The 6,678-nt window shown below is 61.5% G+C and carries 6 protein-coding genes; 5 read left to right on the top strand and 1 reads right to left on the bottom strand.

Translation table 11 applies throughout. The features are described from left to right. The first annotated feature begins 67 nt into the window (after window positions 1-67). Window positions 68-1,711, top strand: coding sequence for a glucoamylase family protein (locus tag K728_RS0101615; RefSeq protein WP_024475644.1), 1,644 nt, complete (start codon window positions 68-70; stop codon window positions 1,709-1,711). Here K728_RS0101615 and K728_RS0101610 read toward each other — a convergent pair. Further along, complete coding sequence (locus K728_RS0101610) at window positions 1,708-2,337, bottom strand: TetR/AcrR family transcriptional regulator (RefSeq protein ID WP_035746769.1); 630 nt, start codon at window positions 2,335-2,337, stop codon at window positions 1,708-1,710. The two genes, K728_RS0101615 and K728_RS0101610, sit on opposite strands and share 4 nt — an antisense overlap. 133 nt (window positions 2,338-2,470) lie before the next feature. Here K728_RS0101610 and K728_RS0101605 point away from each other — a divergent pair, with 133 nt between their 5' ends. The 4 genes from K728_RS0101605 to K728_RS0101590 form a co-directional block, all read left to right on the top strand. Then, window positions 2,471-3,742, top strand: a complete 1,272-nt coding sequence (locus tag K728_RS0101605) for a sugar ABC transporter substrate-binding protein (protein WP_024475643.1) — start codon at window positions 2,471-2,473, stop codon at window positions 3,740-3,742. A 2-nt stretch (window positions 3,743-3,744) separates the two neighbouring features. Next, the gene (locus K728_RS0101600; RefSeq protein WP_019482083.1) at window positions 3,745-4,674 is read left to right on the top strand and encodes a carbohydrate ABC transporter permease; all 930 of its coding nucleotides are present in this window, start codon (window positions 3,745-3,747) and stop codon (window positions 4,672-4,674) included. A gap of 1 nt (window position 4,675) precedes the next feature. Continuing rightward, window positions 4,676-5,554, top strand: coding sequence for a carbohydrate ABC transporter permease (locus K728_RS0101595; RefSeq protein ID WP_019482084.1), 879 nt, complete (start codon window positions 4,676-4,678; stop codon window positions 5,552-5,554). A gap of 30 nt (window positions 5,555-5,584) precedes the next feature. Next, the coding region (locus tag K728_RS0101590) for a glycoside hydrolase family 1 protein (RefSeq protein ID WP_024475642.1) at window positions 5,585-6,678 on the top strand (1,094 nt) is incomplete at its 3' end.

Genomic DNA, 6,678 nt, shown 5'->3' with positions numbered 1-6,678 from the left:
CCCGCGCGGCCGTTCCTGACCGGAAAACGGCAGAGCCACGCAGAAACCTTGCGCGTGTAAGGTTTCTATGGAACCCTGTTCCTCATCGGATGAACGAAGGAGTTCCCATGCCAATGCCCATGCAGCCCAGCACCGCAACCAGCTTGACCCCAGTCCCAAAGTCAGACGTAGGGCGGCACTCGCGGCGGGAGTAACCGCAGCGGTCCTGTCCCTCGTTGTTCCCTCGGCCGCTGTCGCCGGCCCTGCAGGTGGACCCGATGTGGGCAAAAAAGCCGACCCGTTGAATCAGTACGCCGCCGACACCTGGCTGTCACTCGCAGCGATGACCGATGATGCGACCGGACTGCCCGCCGACAATATCGAGGGCGATCTCACCACGCCAAGCGAGTACACGAGCCCCACGAACATTGGTGGCTATCTGTGGTCGACCATTGCGGCCCGGGATCTCAAGATCATTGATCGGAAGGAGGCGAGTGCCCGGCTGGCAACCACCCTCGACACCCTTGAAACCCTCGAAGTGCACGAGCCTAGCGGGATGTACTACAACTGGTACTCACCCACCGACGGCAGCAAGCTGACGACCTGGCCGGATAGCGGCGACGTCGTTCACCCATTCCTGAGCACCGTTGATAACGGCTGGCTCGCCGCAGCACTCAGGGTGGTGGCCGAGGCCGAACCACGCCTCGCCAGGCAGGCCGATGCACTTTATGACAGCATGGATTTCGGCTTTTATCACGACCTCAATGCCCGGGAGGGCGTCAGCCTCAACCGCGGTGGGTTTTGGGATGCGCCGCCCGGGGACGGGTGTGCGGTTCCCGACAACTACGGTGACGAGGGTCCCGACGTCTATTACACGTGCCACTGGTACGACACATCGGTGAGTGAGGCGCGCATAGCCACCTATCTCGGTATTGCCAACGGCCAGATTCCGCCGTCCGCCTACTATGGGACCTATCGCACCATGCCGGATCGGGGCTGCGACTTCGGTTGGCAGGAGCAGAAGCCGACCGGTGAGACCCGTGAATACCTTGGCGTGAGTGTCTTTGAGGGGGTATATTCCTACCGCGGCATGCAACTTGTCCCGGCGTGGGGCGGAAGTATGTTCGAAGCCCTGATGCCCGACCTCTTCGTCCCCGAGGCGGACTGGGGCGAGCGTTCCTGGGCGCCGAACCATGCAGCGACAGTGCGGGCTCACATTGAGCATGGCCTGGAGGAGGCCGGCTATGGGTACTGGGGTTTCTCGCCCGCCAGTGATCCGTTCGCCTCCTACCGCGAGTACGGGGTCGAGGAGATCGGAATCAGCAGCACCGGCTACGCGAGCGACGTCGAGAGCACCGACGTCGACAAGGGGTACGAGGGCTGCCGGGAAGCCGCGAACCCGGAGCCAGAATTTGGCGACGGGGTCGTGACGCCGCACGCGGCATTCCTCGCCCTACCGTACGATCGCACGGCGGTACTGGAAAACCTCGATGGCATCAAGAACAATCTCGGCGCCTACGGGCCCGGCGGATTCTATGACTCGGTCGCGGTGGGCAGTGGCACCGCAGCCGAGCGCTATCTCAGCCTGGACCAGTCAATGATCATGGGTGCGATCCTCAATGAGCAGAAAAAGGACAGGCTGAAGGACTACTTTGTAGACCGTGGCTTCGAGAAGGCTGTCCGGCCGCTGGTCGAGGCTCAAATCTTTGGCACCAACCTCGGCGAAAACTAGCGCTCTTCTGATTCCGGCACCCCAGCGGGTGCCGGAATCAGAAAGTATCCCCTGACAAACTCGTCGAAGACCGCGGTCATGTCGACGGTGTCATCGAGCAGCCACTGTTGCTGCAGGCCATCCATCACCGCAGCGATTAACCGCGACGCATGGTGGACGTCGAGGTCACTACGCACCAGGCCATCGCGCTGTGCGTCGGCGAGGATCTTCGCCGTCTGCTGTGCCCGATCGGCGTACCGGGCAGCAAAATACTCGTGAGCCGGATGGTCTGCGTTGGTGGCTTCGGCCGCAATCACCGTGTACAACGAGGTGAGCCCCGGGGTGGTCTGGTTGTAGGAGACCACCCGGCGCATCTGTTGTAGCAGGGTGTCTTCGGCAACATCGCCGGCAGCATCCTTGACGCGCTCGTCACGTTGGCGCAGCACTTCAGTGAAGAGTTCTTCCTTCGTCGCAAAGTGGTGCATCAACCCGGCCGGTGTGAGTGCAACCCGCTTGGCGATCTCCCGCAGGGACCCGCTGTGGAATCCGCTGCGCCCGAAGACCACAAGCGCAGCGTCCAGAATTTCCTGGCGCTTTGCCTGGCCTTTGGCATAACTGCCGCGTTTTCGGTCGGGGGGCATAGTCATAGACAAAAACCTATCGCATGACCGGAAATAAAAACCTTCCGCATGTAAGGTTTTTGTGGTAGCTTGACAACGAACTCCGACGGCGAAAGCCGTGTCCTGCGGAGTGTTCACCACACCTACTGGAGGCAAGACTATGAATCAATGGCGATCATGGAGCGCGGTGGCCGTCATCGGCGCACTCGCACTGACAGGCTGCGGACGCGAAGAGGGAAGTGCGTCCGGACCCGAGGGCGGTGGCCCCATCGACGACGCTCCCGCAACCGGAGAGGTCACCATCTGGGCGATGGGCAATGAGGGTGAGATTCTCGACCAGTTGGCCGCCGACTTCGAGTCTGAGAACCCTGACGTAACCATCAACGTCACTCCGGTCCCTTGGGAGAGCGCGCATGACCGCATCGCCACTTCCATCGCGGGCGGAGAGACCCCTGACATTTCAATGCTGGGCACCACCTGGGTGGGTGAGTTTGCGGCAACCGGGGCTCTGGAACCGACGCCCGAGGGTCTCGTCGATGAGGGCGACTTCTTCGAAGGATCCTGGGGCACGGCAGTGGTCGACGACGTGGCCTACGGGGTCCCGTGGTACGTGGACACGCGTGCCCTCTACTACCGGACCGACATGGCTGAGGCGGCCGGCGTTGAACCGCCAACCACCTGGGACGAGTTCAAGACCTTCACGGAAGGCCTCCAGGCGGAGGGCGCCGAGGCAGGCATCTCCCTGCCACCGGGCGGCTTTGATTCCTGGCAGTACCTGGCACCGTTCGTGTGGCAGGAGGGTGGGGACATCATGAACGAGGACGGCTCCGAGTTCACCTTCGAGACCCCTGAGTGGAAGGCAGCATTCGAGTACTACTCGAGCTTCTTCTCCGAGGGAATCTCAGATCCGGTGCGGCTGGAGACAGGTGAGATTGAACAGAAGTTTATTTCCGGTGAGGTGGGCTCCTTCTTCAGCGGCCCCTTCCACGTTGGTCTCCTTGAAGAGCAGGGCGGCGAAGGATTCGCCGACCAGTTCGACGTAGCGATGGTCCCAGGCACTGATGCGCGGACCAGTTTCACCGGCGGCGGCAACCTTGCTGTGTTCAATGACAGCGAGAACCGCGACGCCAGCTGGAAATTCGTGAGGTGGCTCAGTGAACCCGAAACGCAGATCGCCTGGTACGACATTTCGACCACGCTGCCCAGCGTCCAGGCTGCCTACGACGATCCCACTTTCGCCGAGGACCCCAACCTGAGCGTCTTTGCCGATCAGCTCGAGGACTCCAAGGCACCGCCCGCCATTCCGACCTGGGCTCAGGTGTCGGCGGTCATCGATCAGGAGCTTGAAAAGGTCACCCGCGGCGACACCACAGTCGATGAGGCGCTGGCCGCTATTCAGGGACAGGCCGAAAGCATAGGGACAGGTCTGTAACAGTGGCACTCGCCCAAACGGGAAAACCAGCTCCGGCGCGGTCGCGCAAACCGCGCTCGCGTCGGAGCCGGCAGACTGTCGTCGCCTGGAGTTTCGCTGCGCCGTTCCTGATTCTTTTTGTGATCTTCATGGCGGGGCCCATCGTGGCATCCCTCGCCATGAGCTTCACTGATCTGACCACCCGGGACCTGCGAAGCCCGTTCGGGGTGAATTTCGTGGGATTCGAGAACTACATCGCCCTGTTCAACGACACCCGGTTCGTCCGCTCCCTGGTCAACACCGCAGCGTTTGTGTTGGTTGGTGTGCCACTCACCATGACCGTGGCCCTCCTGGTGGCGCTGGCGCTCAACAACGGGATCACCCGGTTCCGCACGCTTTTCAGGGTGGGCTTCTACGCCCCGGTAGTGACCAGCATTGTTGCGGTCGCGATCGTCTGGCGGTTCATCCTGCAGCCGGACGGACTCCTGAACGGCTTACTGGGGGTATTCGGCATCGCTGGTCCTAACTGGCTCGAAAATGAGTTGACGGCCCTGCCGTCCCTTATTTTCATGGCGGTCTGGCGCAATATCGGAACCCTGATGGTGATCTTTCTGGCCGGGTTGCAGGGAGTTCCACGGGAGCACCACGAAGCGGCCATGATGGACGGGGCAACCGCCGTGCAGCGGTTTTGGAATGTCACCCTTCCCGCTATGCGGCCGCCGATCCTGTTCGCGGCAGTGATCACCGGCATCGGGTTCCTGCAGTTTTTCGAGGAACCGTATGTGATGACTGGTGGCGGCCCGCTCGATGCGACCCTTTCGACCGCCATGTACACGTATGACCAGTTTGGGTTCGGTAACTATTCCTACGCCTCAGCGGCGAGCTACGTCCTGTTCCTCGCCATTGTGATCCTGTCCCTCATCCAGTTCCGAATCCTTGGAAAGAAGGACTGACATGGCTACCTCCGTTGCACCACCGGTCGTTGCGGTTCCCGCCAGCCGTAAGCGCTCACACCTTCAGCAGCGCCCCAGGCTGTGGCTGTACGTTGTGCTGGCAGTCGGCATGATTGCGATGATCCTGCCATTCGTGTGGATGATCCTTGGATCCTTCAAGACGACGGCCGAGATTCGGCAGTACCCGCTGAACTTCTGGCCCATGGAGCCAACTCTCGACAACTACACCGAGTTGTTTGTCCGGCTGGACTTCGCCACCTTCTTCACCAACAGCCTGGTGGTGGCGGTTTTCGTCACCGCCGGCAACATCATCTTCTCGTCAATGGTGGGATATGCCCTGGCGAAGCTGGACTTCGCAGGGAAAAAGATCCTGTTCATGTTGGTCCTTGGCACGCTGATGGTGCCTGGAGTGGTGACCTTCGTCCCACTGTTTGTGCTGACCGCCAACCTTGGTTTGGTGAATTCCTATCCGGGGCTGATTCTGCCCTTCCTGATCGCACCGCTGGGCGTCTTTCTCATGCGGCAATTCATGTTGGGCCTCCCGGATGACCTCATTGAGGCGGCTCGCATTGATGGCGCCAGTGAATGGCGAATCTTCCTCCGGGTGATCATGCCGTTGTGTGGGCCCGCCGTCGCCACCCTGACCATCCTCACGTTCCTTGCGTCCTGGAATAACTTTCTCTGGCCCCTCGTGGTGGCCACCAGCGAGGACCGCTACACGCTGCCCGTCGCCCTGGCGTTGTACTCGGTTGGTCAGAATGCAGCGGAGTACGGCCTCATGATGGCTGGCGCCGTCGTCGTGGTCCTGCCAATCCTCCTCATTTTCGTCCTGCTGCAGAAGTACTTTGTGCAGGGCATCGCGCTGACAGGCATCAAATAGCTGGCTTCCGCCGGCAGAAAGTAGTCGACTATGAACTTCCCAAACGGATTTCTGTGGGGTGCGTCTACGGCGGCGCACCAGATTGAGGGCGGCAACGTCAATTCTGATTGGTGGCAGCGGGAGCACGGTCATTTCCCCGGCGCTCCAGTCGAGGCCCCGAGCGGTGACGCTGCTGACAGCTACCATCGGTATCGCGAGGACATGACATTGCTGGCCGACGCCGGCCTGACGTCCTACCGCTTCAGCATCGAATGGGCGCGGATCGAACCGGAAGAGGGTTTTGTCTCCCGCGCCGCCGTGGATCACTACCGTCGGATGGTGGCGACCGCCGTCGAACTCGGTCTCACCCCAATGGTGACCCTGCACCATTTCACGAATCCCATCTGGTTCGCCCGGGCCGGTGGGTGGAAGGACGCTGGGTCGGTGGAGCGGTTTGCCCGCTACGTTCAGCACGCTCTGCCTGTGCTCGAGGGGGTCGACCTGGTCTGCACCATCAACGAGCCGAACATGGTCGCTGTTCTTGCTGACCCAGAGCAGGGTTTCCCCTCGATCGGACTTCCCGCAGGCAACCCCGAGGTCACTACGAACCTCATCGCCGCGCATCGCCGTGCCGTCGATATATTGCAGGCCGCGGGCAAGCAAGCCGGTTGGTCGGTCGCAACCCAGGCCTACCAGGCTGAACCGGGGGCCGAGGATGTCACGGAAGAATACGGCCGAACACGGGAGCACGTCTTCTTGGAGGCCTGCGTCGGTGACGACTGGGTGGGGGTCCAGGCCTACACCCGAACCAAGGTGGGCGTTGACGGTCCGCTGCCGATTGACGACGACGCCGAGCGAACGCTCACCGGTTGGGAATACTACCCCGCAGCCATCGAGGACGGCATCCGAAATTCCTGGCAGCGCAATAGCGTGCCGATCTACATCACGGAAAACGGGATTGCTACCGGCGATGACACTCGTCGAATCGACTACACGCGCGGCGCCCTGGAAGCCGTTGCCCGGTGCATCGACGACGGAATCGAGGTCCGCGGTTACCTGCACTGGAGCGCATTGGACAACTACGAGTGGGGCAGCTTCAAGCCAACCTTCGGCCTGATCGGCTGGGACGCCAAGACGTTCGAGCG

This window comes from Arthrobacter sp. CAL618 (genome assembly GCF_000468215.1).
Lineage (GTDB): Bacteria > Actinomycetota > Actinomycetes > Actinomycetales > Micrococcaceae > Arthrobacter_D.
The sequence above is the reverse complement of the archived record's forward strand: the minus strand, read 5'-3'. Positions and strand labels throughout refer to the sequence as shown.

What these genes read in the sequence shown, in the direction of transcription:
- K728_RS0101605 (WP_024475643.1), top strand. Translation starts at nt 2,471, where the DNA reads ATGAATCAATGGCGATCATGGAGCGCGGTGGCCGTCATCGGCGCACTC.
- K728_RS0101610 (WP_035746769.1), bottom strand. Translation starts at nt 2,337, where the DNA reads ATGACTATGCCCCCCGACCGAAAACGCGGCAGTTATGCCAAAGGCCAG.
- K728_RS0101595 (WP_019482084.1), top strand. Translation starts at nt 4,676, where the DNA reads ATGGCTACCTCCGTTGCACCACCGGTCGTTGCGGTTCCCGCCAGCCGT.
- K728_RS0101615 (WP_024475644.1), top strand. Translation starts at nt 68, where the DNA reads ATGGAACCCTGTTCCTCATCGGATGAACGAAGGAGTTCCCATGCCAAT.